This is a genomic window from Undibacterium sp. Ji49W (genome assembly GCF_049340205.1).
In the GTDB taxonomy this organism is placed as follows: Bacteria; Pseudomonadota; Gammaproteobacteria; order Burkholderiales; family Burkholderiaceae_D; genus Undibacterium.
Genome location: NZ_JBMPOW010000001.1, coordinates 51,103 through 74,195 on the forward strand (window position 1 = coordinate 51,103; position 23,093 = coordinate 74,195).

The following is a 23,093-nucleotide window of genomic DNA, read 5'->3' on the forward strand; positions in this document are numbered from 1 at the left end:
AGAGAATCAGGCCAGGCTGAGTTCTTCAGCCTGTTCTTCTTCAGGCACGTTTTCCAGTGCTTCCATCAATGCGCGATCGACGACCTTGTCGAGTACCAGTATCTTCGCGCGTTTTTCGCGGAAGGTTTGTTCGAGTTCTTCGGCAGAGACCTGGAAGGTCTTGTCTTTGTCGCCCGTGGTGAAGATGTACAGACTGCGCATGGGGCTGACCCAGGCCAGTTTGACTTTGTTGGTACCACCGGATTTTTTGGTGAATTCTAGCCAGACGCCGCGTTCCAGTTCGGTGACGGTGTCTACATGTTCATCAGGTGGTGGCGGTGGTTCCTGCTCAACCTTGCTTTCAGCTTCGGCACGTTTTGCCAGGCGACGTTCAGCGGCTTGCTGGGCGACTTCAACGGCAATTTCAAGCTGACGTTCTGGTGACAGATCCAGCGGTGCACGCACGATGGATGCGTGACATTCTGCCAGTTCGGCAAAGAACTGCACACGGTCAGCGTCTTCCCACTTGATCAGGCTCAGCCATTTGTTTAGACGGGCCAGAATGGCAGGCAGGCGATTCAATAATTCCTGGCGCTGTTGCAGCGTGATCTTGGGCTTGACGCTCCAGATCAGATCATCCATGGTTTTGATGGCGTCTTCAACGGCGTAAGGTTTTTCTTCCTTGACGCTATAGGCCAGGGTCAATACCTTGGTCCAGCGGCTTTCGAGGAAGGTTTCGACAAAGGCGACCACTTCACCGGTACCAACACGCAATGCCACTTCATGGGTGGCGGCCACATTGGCCTGTTTGACTTTTTCTTTTCTCAGCGCCGTGTTGATCGGTGCCTGCAAAGCCTGGGATGCTTCTTCTTCCTCTTTCTTGATGAACGATTCGAGGTCGTTGACGACTTCATCAAAGAGTGCGATTTCCTGGTCAAACTCTTGCTGCACACGATGCACATTACGCTGCATGGTCTGGAACAGCGGGTCTTGCTGACCCTTTTTCTGATCCCATGCCAGGCTATAACGCGACAGTAATTCAATCAGGCGACGTGCCGGATGGTCTTCCTGGAAAAAGAATTCCTTGTCCAGCAGCGCTGCTTTCAACACTGGTATCTGCAATACAGATATCAATTCCTTGATCTGTTGCGGGATGGCCTGATTGCGGAAGACGCTATCGAATACCTGTGACAACAAATCAAGCGTATTCTTTTCTACGCCGGTATTGGCCAGTTCGGGCATTTGCTCGCGCATTTGTGACAGACGCAATACGTCTTGCGCACCGGCCATCAATTGCTGTAGCTTGACGCTCTTTTGCAGATCCGCCAGTTTCTGGAACATCTGGGCACGTGCTGCCACTTGCTGTTGTTCGCCACCAGCGCCAAAGCCTGAGTAAGGCGTCGCGCCCTGACCGTCACCGGACGACGCTTCGCCACCACTGCCACCAGCGCTGCCATGCATGCCACCGGAACCGCCGCCGCCATTCATGCCGCCCGCGCTGCTACCACCCATGCCACCCATGCCGCCAGGGCCACCACTGCCACCGCCTCCATGACCGCCACCACCATGGGCGAACTGGCCGCCATCATTGGCCGCGTTTTGGTTACCACCAGACAGGAAGCTACGCAGTTTTTGGGATACGTCACCGGGTGTTGCTGCTACCGGCGCTGCTTCCTTGCGACGTTCTGCACTGCTGCGGCTACGGCGTATGCGGAAAGATTCATGCAGTTCCGGCAAGATGCCTTTGGCAACCAGTGCCTCGTTCAGGGTGTTTAATATTGGTTCAAGGTCAAACAGGATTTCTGCGCGAAGCAAAGGCAATACCAGTTCGTGGGTATTGATCTCTGGATCAAATTCACACCAGGCCGCGTAAATAGTGTGCAAGAACACTTCTGGACGGAAGGGATTTTGTGCAATGCTCAGCGCTTCATGGTCCATCAAGTGGGCAAAGCGCATGTTCAGCGCGGCATATTGCTCGGCGCTGTCCAGTTCCAGTGTGCGACTGGCACGGCTTAGGGCCAGCTTCTTGTCCATTTCTTCATACGTTACCAGGCTCAAGGCAATATCAACTGGTGAGGCAATGGCACGCACACCCTGCAACAGGGCGTCAATCTCTTTACGGAAGCCTTTTTCAAACCCGGCAGAAGTCAGGTAATAAAAGGCGTAGGAATTCTTCTTTAGTAATTGGCCGGCGTTGAAGCTCAGGTTGGCTTCACGGGCATCCATGCTGTGTTCAGACAGGGCCAGGAATGCATTTGACAAGCGGGCCGAAAAGGCATCCAGCTGTGACACCACCAAATGCGTTGCTAATGGAATTAAACCGCGCAAGACCTCATCCCGGGACTGCAGGGCAGGTCCGGTAGATGCAGGTTTATTGACGGGATTCGACATGGCAGCAATAAAGTCAAGGTTATTTTATCAATACTTGAAACACAAAACAGTAAAAGCCAGGAAAAGCTGTAATCAGCAGGCGTCCTGGCAAGTCGGCAGGCCCAGGGAAACATTGTGGCAGGCTCGCAGGCTTCAAACATGTGCGCAAAAATCAGGCACTATGGTAGAAACATTTTATTACCACCTGATTAAGATTTCAGGCTCATAATTCATACAGATATTTTTGGAAGTCTGACTGCACTATATACCGTTAATTTCCACATGGAAATGTTTGAAACGCAATTTCTGCGACATTTTTAATGTATATATTGCAGCGCACTGCCAAAAAAGAATCTTGTTTGAAAATGTCCCCTAAAATTGCTTGTCAGAAATACACTAAATACATACTTTTCTCAAGATTGCTCTAAAATAGCAGGCTTGGCAGGGTTTACCCTATTTCAAACGCCGTTTTTTACTTTTGGTTTCACTTTATTTCTATTAACGGCGCATGCAAAACATTTCTTTATGACAAAAAAACAAGCAACTGCAAATCATTTGGAAACATCGCTGCCGGCAGGCATGACATTCGAAGCTGCGATGACCGAATTGACGGCACTGGTTGCCAGTATGGAGGCAGGCGAATTGCCGCTTGAGGCTTCTGTAAGTGCTTACCAACGTGGTTCTGAATTGATTAAATACTGTGCAGCCCAGCTTGACAAGGTAGAACAGCAAGTCAAAGTGCTGGAAGCTGGAATGCTCAAACCTTTGAGCATTGATGGCGCAGAGGATGCAGTATGAGCGAGGATTTTCGACACTGGATGCGACAAACCCAGGCCGGATGTGAAACCAGCCTGACGCGTTTCCTGCCGGATGAAAACACCGTTCCGCAACAATTGCATGCCGCCATGCGTTATGCCACCCTGGATGGCGGCAAACGCGTGCGCCCCTTGCTGGTTTATGCTGCCGGGCAGTTGTTCGACGCGCCTGCAGATCTGTTGAGTCGCGCCGCTGCTGCGGTAGAAATGATCCACGCCTATTCACTGGTGCATGACGACATGCCCTGTATGGATGATGATGCTCTGCGCCGTGGCAAGCCCACCGTGCACGTCAAGTATGACGAAGCCACCGCCCTGCTGGTCGGTGATGCCTTGCAGGCACAGGCATTTTTGGTTTTGTCCGAAGGTGTGGATGGTGATGCCACCAGCCGCTTGTCCATGATGCGCCTGCTGGCGACGGCTGCCGGTTCGGTTGGCATGTGCGGTGGCCAGGCGATTGATCTGGCCAGTGTCGGCGTCGCCCTTAATCGGGAACAGCTTGAACAGATGCACAGATTAAAAACTGGCGCCTTGCTGCGTGCTTCAGTATTGCTGGGAGCCATGAGTGGCAAAGCGCTGTCGCCGCAAGAAAACCAGGCGCTGGATCAGTATGCTGCTGCTATCGGCCTGGCATTTCAGGTGGTGGATGATGTACTGGATGCGACTGCCGATTCGGCCACCCTGGGCAAGACCGCAGGCAAGGATGCAGCAGACAACAAGCCGACCTTTGTCAGCCTCATGGGGTTGGATGCCTCGCGCGCATTGGCAACGCAACTGTGCCATGATGGGCATGCAGCGCTGGCTGAATTTGGCGAAAAAGCCTGGCTCTTGCATGAGCTGGCAGATTTGATCGTGCAACGCCAGGCCTGAAGATAGCTTGTAACACCGTAGGGTGCGCCATGTGCACCACAATGAGCACCACAATGAGCACCACAAGCCGGCAAGGCAAATCGAACGGTGCGCATGGCGCACCCTACGGGTCTGGAGCAAGTTTTAATATGGCCCGGTGAAGATTTGCACTACCCTGAAATGTGCGTAATGTGCGTAATGTGCGGTATGTGCGGTATGTAGGGTGCGCCATGCGCACCATGAGCCAGCGGGAAAATCGTATGGTGCGCCTACGCACCCTGCGGGTAGTACATGAGGCGGTTTTGCGTAAGTCCTAAAATAGAAGAATGCGATAACAGCACTGACCATCGCCAGGTTTTTGAATTAACGATTGATCAGATCTGTTTAGCCAAGTAACGAAAATAACAATGACGACTTTATTGAACACCATTAATTCCCCTGCTGATCTGCGTGGCCTGTCACGTCAGCAACTCAAGCCGCTGGCTGATGAATTGCGCCAGTATGTGCTTGATTCTGTTTCCAAGACAGGCGGCCATTTGTCGTCCAACCTTGGTACGGTGGAATTAACCATTGCCCTGCACTATGTCTTCAACACACCTGAAGACAGACTGGTGTGGGATGTTGGCCATCAAACCTACCCACACAAGATACTTACCGGTCGCCGCGACCAGATGCACAGCCTGCGCCAGTTGAACGGCATATCCGGCTTTCCGCGTCGGGTTGAAAGCGAATACGACACCTTTGGTACTGCCCATTCATCCACCTCCATTTCTGCAGCATTGGGCATGGCCGTGGCTGCCCGCACCAAAGGTGAAGACCGTCATGCAGTGGCCATCATTGGCGATGGTTCCATGACCGCAGGTATGGCCTTTGAAGCGATGAACAATGCCGGTGTGAATGAAGACATCAACCTGCTGGTAGTGCTGAATGACAATGACATGTCCATTTCGCCACCGGTAGGTGCACTGAACCGTTACCTGGCCCGTCTGATGTCTGGCAAGTTTTATGCGGCTGCCCGCAATGTCGGCAAATCCGTTTTGCCATCACCCGTGCTGGAACTGGCCAAACGCTTTGAAGAACATGCCAAGGGCATGATCGTGCCGGCTACCATGTTTGAAGAATTCGGTTTCAATTACATCGGCCCCATTGATGGTCATGATCTCGATTCTTTAATCCCGACGCTGCAAAACATCAGGAACCTCAAAGGGCCGCAGTTTTTGCACGTGGTTACCAAAAAAGGTCAGGGCTATAAACTGGCCGAGGCTGATCCGGTTTTGTACCATGGTCCAGGCAAGTTCAATCCGGCAGAAGGCATCAAGCCAGCTGCTGCGCCAGCCAAGCAAAGCTATACCCAGGTGTTTGGCCAGTGGCTGTGCGACATGGCTGCGGCTGACGACAAACTGGTCGGCATTACCCCCGCCATGCGTGAAGGTTCTGGCATGGTAGAATTTGAAAAGCAATTCCCAAAACGCTATTACGATGTCGGCATCGCCGAACAGCATTCCGTCACCTTTGCCGGTGGTCTGGCATGCGAAGGCTTGAAGCCCGTCGTCGCCATTTATTCCACCTTCTTGCAGCGCGCCTACGATCAACTGATACACGACGTTGCCCTGCAAAACCTGGACGTCACCTTTGCACTGGACCGCGCTGGCCTGGTCGGTGCCGACGGCGCCACCCATGCCGGTAATTATGACCTGGCTTACCTGCGCTGCATCCCCAATATGATCGTCATGGCGGCTTCCGATGAAAACGAATGCCGCCAGATGTTAAGCACTGCTTACCAGTATCCCGGCCCTGCCGCCGTGCGGTATCCACGTGGTGCCGGCATAGGTGTGCCGACCGATAAAGATTTGAATACCATTCCCTTGGGTCGGGGTGAAATCAAACGTCAGGGCAAGCGTATTGCCATTCTGGCGTTTGGCTCCATGGTTCAACCGGCATTAAAAGCGGCAGAACAACTCGATGCCACGTTAGCCAATATGCGCTTTATCAAACCGCTGGATGTTGAACTGGTCAAATCCCTGGCAGCCAGCCATGACATATTGGTGACTGTAGAAGAAGGCTGCACCATGGGTGGCGCAGGCTCTGCCGTGGCGGAAGCCCTGGCCGAAGCAGGCATCACCAAACCCTTGCAGATACTGGGTCTGCCCGACAAGTTTGTCGATCATGGCGACCCGGGTGTACTGCTGGCGCAATGTGGGCTGGATGCCGCAGGTATCGAGCGGTCAGTACGGGCGCGCTTTGGTGACTTACGTGACTTTGGTGATTGATGTTTGACCCAAGGTCAAGGCATTCACCATCTATAAAGGCTGCTTGCGAGCAGCCTTTATTACGAGGAACGATGATATTCAGATCGAAAACTTAAGACCAAGAGACTCACCACAGAGACACTGAGACACAGAGAAGGGCAGAGTTTGTTTGTTGCCGTGCTGGTGCTCGGCAATGCATCCTGATGACTGCCCGGATTACCTCCGGCAATGTTTACTCATAAACGCAAACACATCCTCAAACCAGATATCACTTCCCCGATAAGAAAAGCTATGCCCATCTTTGTCTGATTTGCCGAAGGGCGGGTAGATTTTCATTTCCGATGTCTTGCCTGCCTGCTGCATTTCTGCATGCAACACTTTGCTGGGGGCCAGGTCATAATCATTTTCTGCCTGAAAAAAGAATACGGGGGCCTGGGCTGATCTTACCGCTGTCCTCATCAAATCTTGCAAGGCAGCCGCCTTGCTCCAGCTCTCGGCCCCGCCTGCGGCATCAACCGCTGCACAATACGGGTAAGCTGCGACACCAAGCACGGTCTGTATTCCACCAAAAGATTGGCCTGCAACGGCAATCGTATTCGCCTGTACAAAGGCTTGCGTTTTCAGCCATTGCAAGCCGGCCAGTTGGTCTTGTAAATGATCGGTGCTGTGCAGGCGCACCATGGTCGCCACTGCTTCGCTCATGCCGCCACGACGTTGCGCTGCGGCGATTTCATCGCTGATGTAAGGGCCTGCTTTGGCACTCAATCCCTGGCCACGGCGGTATGGCATGAAGAAGACCCAGCCACGGCTGGCAAACAGAGGCCCAAGTACCTTGCTGGCATCGCTGCTCCACATGCCGGATGCACTGCCGTGGTTATACAAGACCGCAGGGAAAGGGCCATTGCCAGCAGGCTTATACAATTCCCCACCGAGCGTCAGTGCCTGGTTTTCAAAATGAACAATTTCGGGTACTGTCGCATTGTCGATCTTGTCATTGGCTTGTGTCGCGTTGACAAAATACAGGCTGGCTATTGCTGCGATGCAGAGTTTGATCTTCATGTATGTAATTCCGTTTGCCTGATGTTTTCTGATCTGGACACTGAAAAATACTGCAGGCCAATATCGCTGATATGGCTACTTTAATAGAGGACTTGAATGGACGCTACTGAAATTCGCGCTTTGACAGATCGCTATATAGACGCCTACAACCGCAAGGATATTGCAACGATGTTGCTGACTATCCATGCCGGGGTAGAGTTCAGCAACATATCCATGGGTGTAGTCAATGCGCACACCGTTGGTGCTGCTGAATTTAAAGCACTGGCAGAGCAATCAGTTGCACTGTTCAGCGAACGGCATCAAGACATCATATTTTTCGAAAACGGCGAAAACACCGCAGTGGCAGGTATCAAGTTTCGTGCAGTGGTCGCCATTGATCTGCCAAATGGCCTGAAGAAAGGGCAAGTATTGGAAATGGACGGCCGTTCGGAATTTGAATTTCGAGATGGTCTGATTTCAAAAATCAAGGATATCAGCTAAGCTTTATTAATTTGGTTATCCAAAGAAATTTCCCTGTAATGCGAAGGGGGTAGACCTGTAAAGCTGACCACGCGTGTACGTGTTTGTGAGGAAGAAAAAATGCAACGTATAACAATTTGTGATGGCCCAGGTTACCCAACACTGGCGGCATCAGAGCATGCTAGTTTCACGTTTTGTTTCGGCCCTAAGCCTGGTCTGACAGATGAACAGATAAAAACCATATTGTGGCTACGTCATCTGGGTGCGCGGACTTCAATGAAAAAAGATAAGGTGACACTGGTGCTCAACCGCGTAACGCCTGAGCATTACGACAGAATTGTCGCGATCTTGCAGAAGGAATCCATATCATTTGAACTGATGGCCTGATTGTAAGCAGGCATCTGGTGACTGACCTACGTCAAAATGAACTGAATGATCAGAAGAGGAAGCTACTGTATGCAAGACAAATCTTTTACCGGTGGCTCGCGAATAGGTTGGGTCAATGCTTCATGGCCGTTTGCTAAGCTGAACATTTCGCGGCAAAAAGTTGTGCTTACAACTTTTGGAAAATATGAATTCAGCTCTGATCAAGTCGTTTCATTTGAACCCTACGGCGTGATCCCCGTCATCGCCAGCGGTATACGCATCAATCATAATCGCCCGGATTATCCAGATACCATCATTTTCTGGTGTTTGGGTCGGCGCGATACGGTACTGAACAGCTTTGCGCAGTGTGGTTTTCAAGCCTGCGGCAAAGCCAGCGCAAGATCACAGGGCATGCCCATGCGCTGGAGTGTGCTTATCGCCATGTTACTCATCTGGAATGTGCTGTTTTTTCTCGATCTGCCATCTCAACTTTCGCATCTCCGCGCTGAACCCGGTCCCTTTCAAATACTCGCACTGGTATCGGCATGTGCATTTGCAAGCTCAGCGAAATTATCCCCAGGCGTGCAAAAAATGATCATGCGGGAGGGGCGTCACTTCGGTGAGGTGAAATCGTTTTTCGGGTTGATGCAGTCACTGACAGGGACTTTGGCGCTGGGGTTTGGATTGGCGTATTTTCTTAGATGAAGTCCGAAAACTAGAACGAGCAACGAAAGTCTGATACGCTAATTTTTTCAGTCAAAAATTAGACCTGAGAAGGGGCAAAAGTGATTTTCAAACCTAAATGCTGGATTTGCGGTGAAGTTGCCGATAGTGAGGAGCATATGATCAAAGCGTCGGATTTGCGATCTATTTTTGGTAAATTCACTGTTCATGCACCTATCTATAGGCACTCCCAAGACAACCCAAACGAAACGGTTCAAGGGCCAAATTCAATAAAGGTTAAATTTTCACCTTCGTTATGTAGTAACTGTAATAACGCACGTACACAAAATCATGACAAGGCTTGGCAACGTTTTTCAGAAGTAATACGAAGCAACGTGCCTCCATTAAAGAGTGGTTCTAGAATACCTCTTAAAGAAATTTTTAATGAAAGAACTGAAACTGAAATACTTAATGTCCATTTGTATTTTGTTAAGCTCTTTGGCTGTTATGCCGTTGAGTACAGTATTCCACTCCCCATTCATCAATTTGCGTTTAGTATTCTCGAAGAAACTCCCCAACCAAATCTAGAATTGACGTTTGTACATATCCCGAAAAAATCTACGAGATATGAAATCCAAGTCGGGAAAATAGATGCAATGAATGCCATTTCTAGTACGGGAACGAGAACAGTTTCCGCGATTTGGTATTACATAGTAGGGTCACTCGGTGTGTTGGTGTCGTATAAAGAAATTGGTCGACGTCGACTTAACGCTTATGAGGGCTGGCATCCGGATTCCATAAATCCAAGTATTAAACTTAGATGAAATGGAATATCCTCGACGTATTTTTTTTATAAAAGCGATGAGATTAATATAAATTATTAATTGCCAAAATAATTTAGAACTTTAGCAGCTATTTAGACTATTACAGGTGCAGCTAAACACGTAATGTTCGTTCAAGAAGCCCTGAGTAAGCGTAGCGAGCGGCGCTAGTTTGGGTTAAGAAGCGCAGTCGTACGAAAGTACGTCGAGCATCGCAGGCCCAAAATCGCGCCGCGCAGTAGCTTAGTCAGGGTTTCTTTTAACGCTCCCGCTCTTTCTCCCACAACACATCACTCCCCCCCGCATACCGGTTCAACACCCGCGACAACACAAACAGCAAATCTGACAGCCTGTTCATGTATTGTCTTGGGGCTTCGTTAATCGTTTCGGCAGCACCGACGCTGACAATGGCGCGTTCTGCGCGGCGGCAGACGGTGCGGCAGACGTTGGCGATGGCGGCGGCGCGTGATCCGCCGGGCAGGATGAAATCCTTGAGCGGTGGCAGGTCGGCATTGTATTTTTCCAGCAGGGCATCCAGCCTTGTGACCTGGGCTTCGGTGATCATGGTGTAGCCGGGGATGCAGAGTTCGCCACCCATGTCGAACAGGTCATGCTGGATGGACACCAGTTCATGTTTCATCTGCTCTGGCATGTCTTCGCACAGCAATACACCGATCTGCGAGTTGAGTTCGTCCACATCGCCCATGGCGTGTACGCGCAGGGCGTCTTTGGCGATGCGGCTGCCATCGCCCAGGCCGGTGGTGCCGGCATCGCCGGTACGTGTTGCAATTTTTGAGAGTCGATTACCCATGGCACATGAAATAAGGAGAGAAGTTGGAAAGGATACGGCAAATTCTGGCCGAACACAGCATAATAGAGCGTATCACGACTAGTCTGGACTTCATTATGAACCATCCTGCCCCTATCGCAAGCGTCAGAACGCCTTTGCCTGCGAGCCTGCTGCAAGCCCTGCAAAATCTGCTGGAAGACCGTTTCAGCACCGCCCAAGCAGTGCGTTTGCATCATGGTCGTGACGAATCTTCTTATGACCCCATGCCGCCAGAAGGCGTGGCATTTGCCCAGACGACGGAAGAGGTGGCGGCCATCGTCAAGCTGTGTCATGAGCAAGGCGTGCCAGTGATTCCTTATGGCGCTGGTTCATCGCTGGAAGGTCATATTCTGGCATTGCATGGCGGCATTACTATTGATTTGTCGCAAATGAACAATATGGTGGCGGTGCATGCCGAGGACTTGACTGCCACCGTGCAGGCAGGTGTCACGCGCAAGCAGTTGAATGTGGAGATTCGTGATACGGGCCTGTTTTTCCCTATCGATCCCGGTGCGGATGCCAGTCTGGGTGGCATGGCTGCAACGCGGGCTTCGGGTACCAATGCAGTACGCTATGGCACCATGCGCGAAAACGTATTGGCGCTGACAGTGGTGACGGCAGACGGGCGCATCATTCGCACCGGTTCACGTGCCAAAAAATCGTCTGCCGGTTACGACCTGACACGTGTCTTTGTCGGTAGTGAGGGCACGCTGGGCATCATTACCGAAGTGACGGTCAGGTTGTATCCCTTGCCGGAGGCGATTTCGGCTGCGGTATGCAGTTTCCCGGATAATGCTGATGCGGTGAATACGGTTATCCAGACCATACAGATGGGGGTGCCGATTGCGCGGGTAGAGTTTTTGGATGCGAATGGCGTGCGTGCCATCAATGCACACGATAAGCTGAACCTGCCTGTCAAACCTTTGCTGCTGTTTGAGTTTCATGGCAGCGATAGCGGTGTCAAGGAACAGGCAGAGCTGGTACAAGAAATTGCTGCTGCCAATGGTGCTGGCGATTTTGAATGGGCGACCAAACCAGAAGACCGGTCGCGCCTGTGGGCCGCACGCCACAATGCCTATTTTGCCTTGTTGCAATTGCGCCCGGGGTCAAGGGCGATTTCCACGGATTGTTGCGTACCGATTTCTCGCCTGGCTGAATGCATCAGCGAAACCCAGATCGATTGTGAAAACCATGACATCCTGTATTCCATCATTGGCCATGTTGGTGACGGCAATTTTCACGTACTGATGTTGGTTGATCCGGACAGCAGTGAAGAAATTGCCAAGGCTGAAGCCATCAACCAGCGTATGGTCAGCCGCGCCATTGCGATGGATGGCACCTGTACCGGTGAACATGGCGTCGGCATACACAAGATGGGTTTTCTGATCGAAGAACATGGAGCAGATGCCATTCACATGATGCGTATGCTGAAACAGGCTTTTGATCCAAAGAATATCCTGAACCCGGGCAAAGTGCTTGCCTGGGATGAATAGTTTGCCACGCGGCATGTTTGTACGGGCTGCTTCAGTAGTACTACAGATGCCGGGTTTGCTGCTTTATTTTATGATGTAGAGCTAGATTTTTGCGTGTCGAAATTGCCTACGTTGCATCATCGATTTTATGCTTGGGCAATTTTTAGGGAATTTTGCGGGGCGGGGCTGGTCCATACAGGACCGCCGGCCCGGTACGATCTGTTTTATACCCATTATTTATCTGGAATACGAATGGCAACACGTTTACCGCCAGTACATGCACTTTCGGCTTTTGAGGCCGCTGCCCGCCATAATTCGTTTGCTGTTGCGGCAGAAGAACTTTGTATTACACCATCTGCCCTGTCACACCGCATACGTTTGCTGGAAGAGCATTTATGCGAACGTGTATTTGTAAGGGAAGGGCGCAGTGTCACTCTGACCGAATTCGGTCGTCGTTACCTGGATGTGGTGCGTGGTGCTTTGCGTACCCTGTCTGATTTCCCCTTGCCGAACAAGATTGCGCAAAATCAGTTGCGGGTGAAAGTGACTGTGCCGCCGACATTTGCGCGTTATATGTTCATGCCCAGGCTGGCCAGTTTTACCAGGCAGTATCCGGAAATTGAAATCGAGGTGTTTCTGTTTGTACCGCTCTACGATCTTAGCCTGTCGGAAAGTGATGTCGAAGTGCGCTTTGGTGCTGGTGAATACCCTAACCTGGTGACCCGCAAATTATTTGTGGAGCCCAGCTTTGTGGTGGCCAGCCCGGCGTATCTGAAAACCTTGCCCGCGATGCAGACACCCACCGATTTGCGGCATGCCAAATTATTGCGGTCCGCACTTGAACCCTGGCAGCCCTGGTTTGAAGTGGCCGGGCTGGATTGGCCAGAGCCGACTACCGGCCTGCGCGTCGATGACCTGGGCTTGTTGCTGGAAGCGATCAAACATGGTCACGGTATAGGGCTGACACGTCAGCATTTCGCGCAAGAGATGATACGCCGTGGCGACGTGGTCAGGGTATTTGAAACACAACTGGCAACGCCGCCGCATTCGTATTATCTGGTGCATGAGGCACAGGCCAATATACGCCCTGAAGTGCAGTTGTTTATTGACTGGATGCAAGCGACGTTTCAGCAGGCCTAGTCGCTGACACAGGCAGGTTGGCTTGTATTTGCAGGGCTAACCATTTATCCAGCGGCATGGGGCGGGCAAATAAAAAGCCCTGCATCGATTCACAGCCGTTGGCGATCAGAAAATCGGCCTGTTCCCTGGTCTCTACACCTTCGGCCACCACACGCAATCCCAGGTGAGATGCCATCGACAAGATCGACTGTACGATGGCGGTGTCATTGGCATCACCTGGCGTATCCTGGACAAAACTCTTGTCGATTTTCAGTTCATACAACGGTAGTTTTTTCAGGTAGGCCAGGCTGGAATAGCCAGTACCAAAATCATCAATCGAAAAACGTATGCCGAGCTTGGTCAGTTCGACCATGCGGGCGATGGTGTCGTGCAGGTTTTCTATCAACAAACCTTCGGTCACTTCCAGTATCAGTCTGTGTGGCGGTGCGCCGGTATTTTTCAATACCTGTTTGACCTTTTCTACAAAGTCCACTTGCCGGAATTGTTTGGGGCTGACATTGACGGATAGCGGTATGTCCCAGCCTGCCTGTTGTAGTTGCAACAGTGCCAGGCAACCCTGTTCCATGACCCAGTCACCCAGACGCAAGATCATGCCGGATTCTTCTGCCACCGGAATGAAGATGGCGGGTGAAATTGGGCCGCGTTCAGGGTGGGTCCAGCGCATCAGCATTTCGCCACCAACGGGCGTGCCCTGACGATCAACCTGGGACTGTATGTGCATTTGCAATTGGCCGCCAGAAATGGCTTCGCTAAGCTCGCGCTCGACGGTCAGTCTTTGTTCGACTTCTGACTGCATGCCGGTTTCGTAAAAGGCGATCTGATTCCTGCCGCTGGATTTGGCGCGGAACATGGCAGTATCGGCTTCGCGTAACAAATCATGGGCACTCTGGTTTTCACGTGGCAGCAGGGTGATGCCTATGCTACAGGTGGTGTTGTACTGCATGCCGTTGATATCGAAAAACTGTGAGATGGTATAGCGTATTTTTTCTGCCACTGCCTGCGCTGCGTGGGCACCAACGGCGACATTGTTGGATACATGGCAGAGCAATACCACGAATTCGTCACCGCCAATGTGGGCTACCGTATCGACTTCACGCAGTGCCTGACTTAGCCTTTCTGCCACCTGTATCAACAAGGCGTCGCCGACAGCATGGCCGCGTGCCTCATTGATGTACTTGAAATGATCAAGATCAATGAAAAGCACAGCGCTGAACATATTGTTGCGCCTGGCTGTCGCCAGCAGGATACCCATCCTGTCGAGCAGCAGGCGGCGGTTGGGCAAGCCCGTCAGCACATCAAAATAGGCCAGCCTGTGTATGTGTTCCTGGGCTTTCTTGCGTTCGCTGATGTCACGCCCGGTGGCGACCCAGTGTGCGTATTGGCCGGCATCATTGGCAAGGGGGACGATATCGGCCTCTATCCAGAATTCATTGCCTTCGCGGGTATAGCAGATCAATTCTATATGCACGGATTCGCAGGTGATCAATGCGTGGTTAAGACGTTCCAGTTCTTCGGGCTGGGTGCGTGGTCCCTGCAAAAATACCGGCGACTTGTCGATCACGTCGATGCTGCTAAAACCGGTCTGGCGTACAAAGGCATCATTCACAAAGACGATTTTCAGGCGACGTTTTCCTACTGCGTCGGCATCTACATGGATGATCATGACCATATCGTTGAGCCTGGCCACGGCTGCCACGATAAGGCGTAGTTCTTCATTTGCCATGCGCAGCGACGATTGCCCCAGTTGTAGTGACGCAGCAATCACGCGTTGCTGTTCGAGACTGCTATCCAGCCTTTGCAGTAACACCCCGCAAGAGACAGCCATCACGGCAGAAATAAATGTGAAATTGATGGTGACGATGACCAGTCGCAAAAAAGGATGCGAATCAAAGCCATAGACATGCAAACTGGGATCAGCCAGGTAACCGACGACCAGCAGGCTGAGTGCAGACAGAAACAGGGCCTGCATGGCATGCCGCAGGTTGAGCAAAAGGGACGTCAGGACCGGGAAGGCCATCAGGTAAATCAGGCCCGTCAGCCCCACCTTGATCAAGAACCAGACACCCAGCAGATACAGAAACAGCAAAAAATTCCAGGCACGCTGCTGGTAGTTGAGAAACGGCAGGCGCCAAATGGTGGCCACCCAGATCAGCGCAAAGATATCAACAACGACGACCGACCACAGGTTTTCACTGATCGCCAGCACGATGCTGGGAATAGCCGTGGCAGAGCCTAATGCCAGTACAAAGAAGAGAATGGCTGACAATACCTGCTCGCGCCACTGATGAGTCTCATTCAGCGCCGAAGGGGGGAGCAAATAATAACTACGGATGAATTGAAAAACAGTCATTGATGCTGTCCTTCTGAAATCAGTCCCAAAAGTTGGCAATAGCCAACTCAGCTCAGTTTACAGCCAGGTACTTGCGCAAAATTGCCCAGGTAGCCTGACTGCGCCTGGCCGTGACAATTTTACGTAAGCCTTGTTCGTCCAACTTGGTAATACTATACCAACTTTATGCCCGATTCAGAAAATATATGCACCGCAGCATAGTGTGAGTGATGTCATGTATTAAGAACATACTAACACTGTCGCAAAATATCCTGCTGATCCGGTGGTTACGGCAGATTCGCTAGTTAGCTTGAGGGGGGAGCGTATTGCTTCCCTAATCCACATTCTTGCCAGAGGATGCAGACCACAAGGCAAACCACTGTTCCCGGCTGAGTTGTACATTCGTTGCCTGTGCCGCTTCGGCCACGGCGGTGATTCTGCCTGAGCCTGTCAATACCATGGGGGATGCAGGATGTTTCAGTATCCATGCCAATGCCACGACGCTGGGGGATACATCGAGTTCGGCAGCAATGCGTTGCAATGCCAGGCTGACGCGCTGGCCCTGTTCTGTCTGTTCACTGGCTGGCAGCATTAATTGCCCACCGCCCAGGGCAGACCAGATCATCGGTGCAATACGCAGACGCTGGCACTGGTCCAGGCTGCCATCCAGTAATGGTTGCATATGCAGCAAGGACAACTCTATCTGATTGGTCACCAGTGGGAAGCGCGAATTCAGCAAATCAAATTGTGCCGGGGTGAAATTCGACACACCAAAATGGCTGACCTTGCCACTATCTTGCAAATGCCGGAATGCTTCAGCCATCTCATCTACATGCATTAGCGGGTCCGGACGATGGATCAGCAACAGGTCCAGCTGTTCTATCTGCATGGCGCGCAGGGATTGCTCGGCAGATGCAATGATGTGGGCAGCGCTGGTGTCGTAATGCTGGATGCCGTGGCTGGGGCGCTGGTCCGACACCAGCTTGATGCCGCATTTGCTGACAAACTGCAATTGACGACGCAGGTGCGGGGCGAGTGCCAGCGCTTCGCCGAGCAGGGTTTCGCTCAGGTAATTGCCATAGATGTCGGCCTGGTCTACGGTAGTGATGCCCAGCTCCAGCGCCTGTTCCAGAAAACTGACTCTTTGTTCCGGTGTCATCTTCCAGTCGCCCAGGCGCCACAGGCCAAGTACGATGCGGGAAAATTCAGGGCCGGCTGGTGCCACCTGCTGGCGTGGGCTGATGGTTTTTGTATGGGTGGTCGTCATCGGTGTTCGCTTATTCTTTATGATGGTGATGCAGGTTCAAGTCTGTTGTATCTGTTTGAGTGTCGCTATCAGCTCATCGCGGGTGGTATAGCCCGACGCTATCATATGCAGCGCATCCTGATGTACCAGCAGCAAGGCCGGGAAGCCGCGTATGCCCCAGCGCTGGCTTTGTTCAAAGTCTTGTCTTGCGTCAGACATGGTCATGGGCGACAGCATGGTTTCGTGAAAGCTGATGGCGTCATAGCTGTCGGCACCTTCGACGGCATTCAGGGCAGTGACGGCAATTTCGGACAAGACACCAATATCAGTCACGTCTTTGCCTTCGGCATAAAAGGCATGCTGTATGGCATGAAATACGTTCAGAACGGCAGTGCTGGATACTTCATCCACCAGGGTACGGGCGGCAACCACGGCACGGCAGGCTGGCTCGGTGTCATAGATGAAGCCGGGCTGTGACATGGCCTCGCCGCCAAAGGGCAGGCCACTTCTTTCTTCCACATGCTTCCAATGACTCAGGATGGTGGTTCTGGTGGTGTCATCCAGCACTTGCTGGTTATAGGCCCGCAAGCCACCCAGTACTAGGTCAAGCCGGCTGCCGGGTACGGCGTCCAGCAAAGCCTGCAATTCAGGGCCAAAGCCGTAGCACCATGAACACATGGGGTCGGCAACATAAATAAGGTGTGTCATCACTTGCTCTCGTCGTCACATTGGTGGGCGTCAGGCGGTCATTGTATAGAAAGTTGCTGCGTCTGGCAGCCGGCAGAAATTCTGTCTATTCCTCTGTTTATAGTTGGTTTTCTGTAGATGCCAACAACATGAATGCAGACGGCTGATAGTGTCATGCAGATATTTTTCATGGTGAGATGGCAAGTAACTGGCATAAAATTTCGCAGTTCAGGTATAATTCGCGGTTCTGTCCAAAATTTCCTCTTCAAGGCGTTTGATCGTTTGAATTTTCGTTGGGATTGAAAGTCCTGCCGAAACAGGTTTTTGTGGATTCTTTCTCTCTTAGGTTGGTGCAAATTAATTTGGGGGGTGGGGATGTCCGATCTGGCTTCTTTGTCTACACTCGCGCGTTCTGACGCGCAACTTCCGGTTCACGTGTATTTTGATGAAACGCTGCTACAGCGCGAAATCAAAGAGTTATTCCAGTCTGGCCCACGTTATGTTGGCCATGAATTGATGGTGCCCAACGTCGGTGACTTTGCCACGCTGGCTTCTGAAAACGAAGGCCGGATGCTGGTACGCAGCGCCCAGGGCATAGAGCTGATGTCGAATGTTTGCCGTCACCGGCAGGCATTGATGTTCAATGGTCGCGGCAATACCAATAATATTGTCTGCCCCTTGCATCGCTGGACCTACGACCTGAAAGGCGAGCTGATTGGCGCGCCACACTTTGATGACACACCTTGTCTGAATTTACAGCGTACACCGCTGCAAAACTGGAATGGTCTGCTGTTCGAGCAAAACGGTTACAACGTCATGGAGCGCATGGCCACTCTCAGCGTGACCAAAGATCTCGATTTTAGCGATTACATGCTCGACCATGTCGAAGTGCATGAATGTGATTACAACTGGAAGACTTTCATTGAAGTCTATCTGGAAGATTATCACGTCGAACCCTTCCATCCAGGCCTGGGAAGCTTCGTCTCTTGCGATGATCTGCAATGGGAATTTGGCGAGGATTACAGCGTACAAACCGTGGGTGTTAACAAGGGTTTGCTGAAGTCCGGTTCCGACACGTATCAGCGCTGGCAAGAGCAGGTGCTGAAGTTCCGCAAGGGTGAAACACCGAAGTACGGTGCGATCTGGCTGACCCTGTATCCGAATATCATGGTTGAATGGTATCCGCACGTGCTGGTGGTATCAACCCTGTGGCCAACAGCAACCGGCAAGACACGCAATGTGGTCGAGTTTTATTATCCTGAAGAAATCGTCTTGTTCGAACGCGAATTTATCGCCGCCGAACGGGCCGCCTATATGGAAACCTGCGTTGAGGATGATGAAATCGCCTTGCGCATGGATGCCGGGCGCAAGATCTTGCTGGATCGTGGCGTCAGCGAAGTCGGGCCGTATCAGTCACCCATGGAAGATGGCATGCAGCACTTCCATGAATGGTATCGAAGAAAAATCGCAATTTGAAGTGTTTCAATAGGGGAGGCGTGTGCCTCCCTTATCTTTTGGAGCAAGGATTTATGCAGTCTTTATGGATGCTGGTTGCCAGCTTTCTGTTTTCTATCATGGGTGTCTGCGTCAAGCTGGCATCGGTTGATTATTCAACCTCTGAAATAGTGGCGTATCGCGGCGCCATCGGTATGCTGATGATTGCCATGCTGGTGCGCTGGCAGGGCGGCACCTTGCGTACCCGCATGCCTTACCATCACATCGGGCGCGGCCTGATAGGCGTCATCGCGCTGTGGCTATGGTTTTATGCCATCAGCAAATTACCACTGGCGATGGCGGTAACGCTGAACTACATGTCACCCATCTGGATTGCTGCCATGTTGCTGGGTGCAGCCTGGTGGCGCAAACAGCCTGGCCTGACCTGGCAACCGGTCGGTGCCATACTCATGGGTTTCGTGGGGGTGGTGTTGCTGCTGCGCCCAAGCATTCATGCCGACCAGGTCATCGGCGGTATCATTGCACTGGTCTCGGGCATGCTGGCTGCATGGGCGTATATGCAGGTCAGGCAAATGGGCTTGATGGGTGAGCCTGAATACCGCGTGGTATTTTATTTTTCCATGACCTGTGCCGTGGCTGGCCTGGCTGGCACCGTGTTCAGCAAATCCATAGGGGCCATGAACAGCAATGCGCAAAATATCGTCTGGCATCACCTTGATACCAGAGGCGTTCTATTGCTGCTGGCCATAGGCCTGACCGCAGCGATGGCGCAGATGGCCATGACGCGCGCGTATCGCCTGGGTAATACCCTGGTCACGGCCAATCTGCAATATGTGGGTATAGTGTTTTCCAGCTTGTGGGATGTGCTGATCTGGGAAGAAAGCCTGGCCTGGTTAAGCTGGGTTGGTATAGCCGTGATTTTATGTAGCGGCCTGATCGCCACCTTTTATAATGCGAAGACCAATACTGCCCCTACACCCAGTGATGCCATCAGTTCGGAATAAAATGACAGTTTTTCCGTGTGATGGTGAGCGATTTATTTTTTCAGGAGATAAAGATGTACACGACTTTGATCAGTGCAAGCGATCTGGCCCTTCATACTGAACGCAGTAACTGGGTCGTGCTGGATTGCCGGCATGATTTGATGGACACCAATGCCGGGCAGGCTGCCTATGACCTGGGACATATTCCAGGTGCGCAGTTCGTGAATCTGGATCAGCGCCTGTCGGCCGCTAAAATTGGGCCAGATGGCGTTTTCCGTGGACGCCATCCTTTGCCAGAAAAAGGTGATTTTATCGCCAGCCTGCGTAATCTGGGTGTCAATGATGATAGCCAGGTCGTGGTCTATGATGCCCATGGCGGCATGTTTGCGGCACGCCTGTGGTGGATGCTGCGTTGGGTAGGACACGCCACTGTCGCCGTACTGGATGGTGGCTTGCCCGCATGGCAGGCGGCAGAATTGCCGCTCACTACGGTTGTGCCGGCCCTTGGCAGCGGCAATCTCAGTAACAGACCGGCACTGGTCGGCTCAGTTGAAGTCAGTCAGGTGCTGGCAAACATCAGCAAGCCCACCAGGACCGTTGTTGATGCTCGCGCTGCTGACCGCTTCCGTGGCGAGAACGAAACCATGGATCCGGTAGGCGGCCATATCCCCGGTGCCAAAAACCGCTTCTTCAAAGATAATCTGCAAGCTGATGGCCGCTTTAAACCAGCCGCGCAATTGCGTGAAGAATGGATGACCGTCGTCAGCGACGCCAGCCAGGCCATCATGCAATGCGGCTCGGGTGTGACGGCATGTCATAACCTGCTGGCGCTGGAAGTGGCAGGCATGCACGGCGCGGCTTTGTACCCTGGATCGTGGAGCGAGTGGTGTGCAGATGCCTCGCGACCTGTGGAGCGTTGAGTCGAGACTGGGTAGATGATATTTCGTAGCTTGGGCTGATGGTTGGGCTGATACCCCGTAGCCTAGCGAGGCCCGGCCCAAGCTACGGAAAGGTGTGAATTTTCAATGCCTATCTGTGACTGGTCACAAACAACACCAGCACCACGCCCAGTGATACCAGCAGAATCTGCGGTATGGTTTCTTTCAGTGTCGCCCGCCGCTGCATTTGCGGCATCAGATCACTGACGGCGATATAGATAAAGCCGGAAGAGGCAAACACCAGTACGTAAGGGATCATGCCACTGGCATGTTCCAGCGTGAAATAACCAATCACGCCACCGACTACTCCCATCATGCTGCATAGCAGGTTATACACATAGGCACGGGTACGGCTGAAGCCGGCATTCAGCAAGACGATAAAGTCACCTATCTCTTGCGGGATTTCATGCGCAATAATTGCCAGGCCAGTGACCAGGCCCAGCTTGGGGTTGGCCAGGAAGGCTGCTGCAATCAAAATGCCATCGGTGAAATTATGCAGGCCATCGCCCACCAGTATCATCCAGCCGGCACGGCCTGCCTCATCCGCATCATGGCCATGCTCATGATGATGACCGTCACCTTCATGATGATGGGAATGACGCAGTATCGCGAATTTTTCCAGCAGAAAGAAGGCAAGCAAGCCGCCCAGCAGACAGGCAAACAGGGTACGGGTGTCCGCACCAGACTCAAACGCTTCTGGCAGGGCATGCAGCAAAGAAGTGGACAGCATGATGCCCACCGACAGGCTGACCATGCGCTCTACTACTTTGGATAATAGCGAAAACGAAAAAATGGCAGCAGCCGTGATGCTTAAAACACCAGCAGCGGTGGTGGCAAACAGGATAGATAACAGCGTGGAATGAATTTTAAGCCTCGGGAATTTGCAACCAGGTTGCAAATTAAAGCATATTGCGGCGTTTTCTGCAAATCTGGATTGGATAGGCAGGCTCTACACCACCGCCGTCCGCATGGTTACAAATTCTTCTGCAATCGTCGGATGCACACCTATCGTGGCGTCCACTTGTGCCTTGGTGACACCGCATTGCATGGCTACGGCAAAGCCCTGGATGATTTCACCGGCATCGGCGCCCACCATGTGCATGCCCAGCACACGGTCGGTATCCGCATCGACGATCATCTTCATCAGGCAACGTTCAGTCGAACCGGACATCGTATGCTTGAGTGCCTTGAATTCGCTTTTGAAGATTTTGACGTGCGGATTTTTTTCCCGCGCCTTGGCTTCTGTCAGACCCAGGGCTGCCACATTGGGGTGGCTGAATACCGCTGTCGGGATATTTTCATATGACATCAGCTTGCGTCCATGCTGGAACAGGTTGGCCGCGACTATCATGCCTTCGGCCAGTGCCACCGGGGTCAGGGCAACGCGGTCGATGACATCGCCTATTGCATAGATATTGTCGACGCTGGTGGCAAAGTGTTCGTTGACGATGATGGAGCCATTTTCACGCACCTGCACGCCGACATTGTCGAGGCCCAGACCTTTGACATTGGGTTGACGGCCAGTGGCAAACAGCACGCAATCGCTGTCGAGCGTGCGACCATCGCTGAGCGCAACGCGCTTGCTGTCGCCGCTGGCAGTGATGGACAGGATTTTGGTATCGAGTGCTATCTCTATCCCTTTCTTGCGCATTTCACTGATCAGGAAATGACCCAGATCACTATCCATAGTGCGCAATATCTGAGTGCCGCGCTGTACCAGTGTCACCTTGCAACCAAGTCCATTCAGGATGGATGCCAGTTCTACCGCGATATAGCCACCACCCTGCACGACTGCATGGCGTGGCAGTGCCGGCAGGTGAAAGAATTCATCCGAGGTGATGCCCAGTTCGCTGCCTGGCAATTCTGGCCGCACGGGGTGACCACCGGTAGCAATCAGGATGTGGTGGGCACGATAGCTTTGCCCATTAACGACGACGGTATGCGCATCCAGTATCTGCGCATGACCAGCGATGACATGTACTTTGGCGTTTGTCAGTAGCTGGTCGTAGATGCCGTTGAGCCTGGTGATTTCCCTGTCCTTGTTGGCGATCAGCGTGGGCCAGTCGAAACGCTGTCCGGTCAGGCTCCAGCCAAAACCGGCAGCTTCTTCAAAATCGGCATGGTAGTGTGCCGCATAGGACATTAATTTCTTGGGGATGCAGCCTACATTCACACAAGTGCCACCCAGTGGGCCAGCTTCTGCCAGTGCCACCCGTGCACCATACTGTGCTGCAAAACGGCTGGCACGTACACCACCAGAACCGCCGCCTATCGTGAATAAATCATAGTCGTACGTATGCATGATGGTCCTTGAACTGGGGTAATGGTGTCAGGCAGATTCGCTATGTTTATCAACGGAATCTGCCTGAGATTGGCTACACGGT

The 23,093-nt window shown here is 52.2% G+C and carries 20 protein-coding genes; 12 read left to right on the top strand and 8 right to left on the bottom strand.

The window, feature by feature from the left end:
* Positions 1–6 precede the first annotated feature (6 nt).
* Positions 7–2,370: a DUF1631 family protein gene (locus tag ACO0LK_RS00225; RefSeq protein WP_422971033.1), complete on the bottom strand. Its 2,364-nt coding sequence runs from the start codon at positions 2,368–2,370 to the stop codon at positions 7–9.
* A gap of 504 nt (positions 2,371–2,874) precedes the next feature.
* On the opposite strand from ACO0LK_RS00225, the gene ACO0LK_RS00230 reads away from it, so the two are divergent.
* The 3 genes from ACO0LK_RS00230 to dxs all read left to right on the top strand — a co-directional run bounded on the left by ACO0LK_RS00230 (position 2,875) and on the right by dxs (position 6,283).
* Positions 2,875–3,147: an exodeoxyribonuclease VII small subunit gene (locus ACO0LK_RS00230; protein ID WP_422971818.1), complete on the top strand. Its 273-nt coding sequence runs from the start codon at positions 2,875–2,877 to the stop codon at positions 3,145–3,147.
* Positions 3,144–4,034, top strand: coding sequence for a polyprenyl synthetase family protein (locus ACO0LK_RS00235; RefSeq protein ID WP_422971035.1), 891 nt, complete (start codon positions 3,144–3,146; stop codon positions 4,032–4,034). The genes ACO0LK_RS00230 and ACO0LK_RS00235 overlap by 4 nt, the downstream gene beginning before the upstream one ends.
* Before the next feature lie 386 nt (positions 4,035–4,420).
* Positions 4,421–6,283, top strand: coding sequence for a 1-deoxy-D-xylulose-5-phosphate synthase (dxs, locus tag ACO0LK_RS00240; RefSeq protein ID WP_422971037.1), 1,863 nt, complete (start codon positions 4,421–4,423; stop codon positions 6,281–6,283).
* Between the two features lie 195 nt (positions 6,284–6,478).
* On the opposite strand, the gene ACO0LK_RS00245 is transcribed toward dxs, so the two are convergent.
* Entirely contained in the window at positions 6,479–7,321 is an 843-nt protein-coding gene (locus ACO0LK_RS00245; protein WP_422971039.1) for an alpha/beta hydrolase family protein, read from the bottom strand.
* Positions 7,322–7,417: 96 nt separating this feature from the next.
* Between ACO0LK_RS00245 and ACO0LK_RS00250 the strand changes: the two genes are divergently transcribed.
* The 4 genes from ACO0LK_RS00250 (at position 7,418) to ACO0LK_RS00265 (ending at position 9,633) form a co-directional block, all read left to right on the top strand.
* Positions 7,418–7,801 carry a nuclear transport factor 2 family protein gene (locus tag ACO0LK_RS00250; RefSeq protein WP_422971041.1) on the top strand — a complete coding sequence of 128 codons (384 nt, stop codon included), beginning with the start codon at positions 7,418–7,420 and terminating at the stop codon, positions 7,799–7,801.
* A gap of 99 nt (positions 7,802–7,900) precedes the next feature.
* Complete coding sequence (locus ACO0LK_RS00255) at positions 7,901–8,167, top strand: hypothetical protein (protein WP_422971043.1); 267 nt, start codon at positions 7,901–7,903, stop codon at positions 8,165–8,167.
* A 69-nt stretch (positions 8,168–8,236) separates the two neighbouring features.
* A complete protein-coding gene (locus tag ACO0LK_RS00260) occupies positions 8,237–8,851 on the top strand; it encodes a hypothetical protein (RefSeq protein WP_422971045.1) in 615 nt (204 codons plus the stop codon).
* A gap of 80 nt (positions 8,852–8,931) precedes the next feature.
* On the top strand, positions 8,932–9,633 hold the full coding sequence (locus ACO0LK_RS00265; protein WP_422971047.1) for a hypothetical protein: 702 nt from the start codon (positions 8,932–8,934) through the stop codon (positions 9,631–9,633).
* Between the two features lie 256 nt (positions 9,634–9,889).
* Here the strand turns inward: ACO0LK_RS00265 and ACO0LK_RS00270 are convergent, their stop codons facing one another.
* Positions 9,890–10,441: a cob(I)yrinic acid a,c-diamide adenosyltransferase gene (locus tag ACO0LK_RS00270; RefSeq protein WP_422971049.1), complete on the bottom strand. Its 552-nt coding sequence runs from the start codon at positions 10,439–10,441 to the stop codon at positions 9,890–9,892.
* A gap of 95 nt (positions 10,442–10,536) precedes the next feature.
* Between ACO0LK_RS00270 and ACO0LK_RS00275 the strand changes: the two genes are divergently transcribed.
* Together ACO0LK_RS00275 and ACO0LK_RS00280 are read left to right on the top strand one after the other, a co-directional pair.
* A complete protein-coding gene (locus tag ACO0LK_RS00275; RefSeq protein WP_422971051.1) occupies positions 10,537–11,952 on the top strand; it encodes an FAD-binding oxidoreductase in 1,416 nt (471 codons plus the stop codon).
* A gap of 231 nt (positions 11,953–12,183) precedes the next feature.
* Positions 12,184–13,071, top strand: a complete 888-nt coding sequence (locus tag ACO0LK_RS00280; protein WP_422971053.1) for a LysR substrate-binding domain-containing protein — start codon at positions 12,184–12,186, stop codon at positions 13,069–13,071.
* Here the strand turns inward: ACO0LK_RS00280 and ACO0LK_RS00285 are convergent.
* The 3 genes from ACO0LK_RS00285 to ACO0LK_RS00295 all read right to left on the bottom strand — a co-directional run bounded on the left by ACO0LK_RS00285 (position 13,034) and on the right by ACO0LK_RS00295 (position 17,354).
* The gene (locus ACO0LK_RS00285) at positions 13,034–15,421 is read right to left on the bottom strand and encodes a putative bifunctional diguanylate cyclase/phosphodiesterase (RefSeq protein WP_422971055.1); all 2,388 of its coding nucleotides are present in this window, start codon (positions 15,419–15,421) and stop codon (positions 13,034–13,036) included. The two genes, ACO0LK_RS00280 and ACO0LK_RS00285, sit on opposite strands and share 38 nt — an antisense overlap.
* A gap of 313 nt (positions 15,422–15,734) precedes the next feature.
* Positions 15,735–16,667 carry an aldo/keto reductase gene (locus ACO0LK_RS00290; protein ID WP_422971057.1) on the bottom strand — a complete coding sequence of 311 codons (933 nt, stop codon included), beginning with the start codon at positions 16,665–16,667 and terminating at the stop codon, positions 15,735–15,737.
* Between the two features lie 36 nt (positions 16,668–16,703).
* Entirely contained in the window at positions 16,704–17,354 is a 651-nt protein-coding gene (locus tag ACO0LK_RS00295; RefSeq protein ID WP_422971059.1) for a DsbA family protein, read from the bottom strand.
* Positions 17,355–17,708: 354 nt separating this feature from the next.
* Here ACO0LK_RS00295 and ACO0LK_RS00300 point away from each other — a divergent pair, with 354 nt between their 5' ends.
* Genes ACO0LK_RS00300 through ACO0LK_RS00310 form a run of 3 tightly spaced genes read left to right on the top strand, consistent with a single transcriptional unit; the run spans position 17,709 to position 20,691 of the window.
* Complete coding sequence (locus ACO0LK_RS00300; protein WP_422971061.1) at positions 17,709–18,809, top strand: aromatic ring-hydroxylating oxygenase subunit alpha; 1,101 nt, start codon at positions 17,709–17,711, stop codon at positions 18,807–18,809.
* 53 nt (positions 18,810–18,862) lie between these two features.
* The gene (locus ACO0LK_RS00305) at positions 18,863–19,792 is read left to right on the top strand and encodes a DMT family transporter (RefSeq protein WP_422971063.1); all 930 of its coding nucleotides are present in this window, start codon (positions 18,863–18,865) and stop codon (positions 19,790–19,792) included.
* 53 nt (positions 19,793–19,845) lie between these two features.
* Positions 19,846–20,691 (top strand): sulfurtransferase, encoded by an 846-nt coding sequence (locus ACO0LK_RS00310; RefSeq protein ID WP_422971065.1) that lies wholly within the window; start codon positions 19,846–19,848, stop codon positions 20,689–20,691.
* 109 nt (positions 20,692–20,800) lie between these two features.
* Here the strand turns inward: ACO0LK_RS00310 and ACO0LK_RS00315 are convergent, their stop codons facing one another.
* Positions 20,801–21,502: a ZIP family metal transporter gene (locus ACO0LK_RS00315; RefSeq protein WP_329605176.1), complete on the bottom strand. Its 702-nt coding sequence runs from the start codon at positions 21,500–21,502 to the stop codon at positions 20,801–20,803.
* A gap of 156 nt (positions 21,503–21,658) precedes the next feature.
* Entirely contained in the window at positions 21,659–23,011 is a 1,353-nt protein-coding gene (gene gorA, locus ACO0LK_RS00320) for a glutathione-disulfide reductase (RefSeq protein WP_422971067.1), read from the bottom strand.
* Positions 23,012–23,093: the final 82 nt, after the last annotated feature.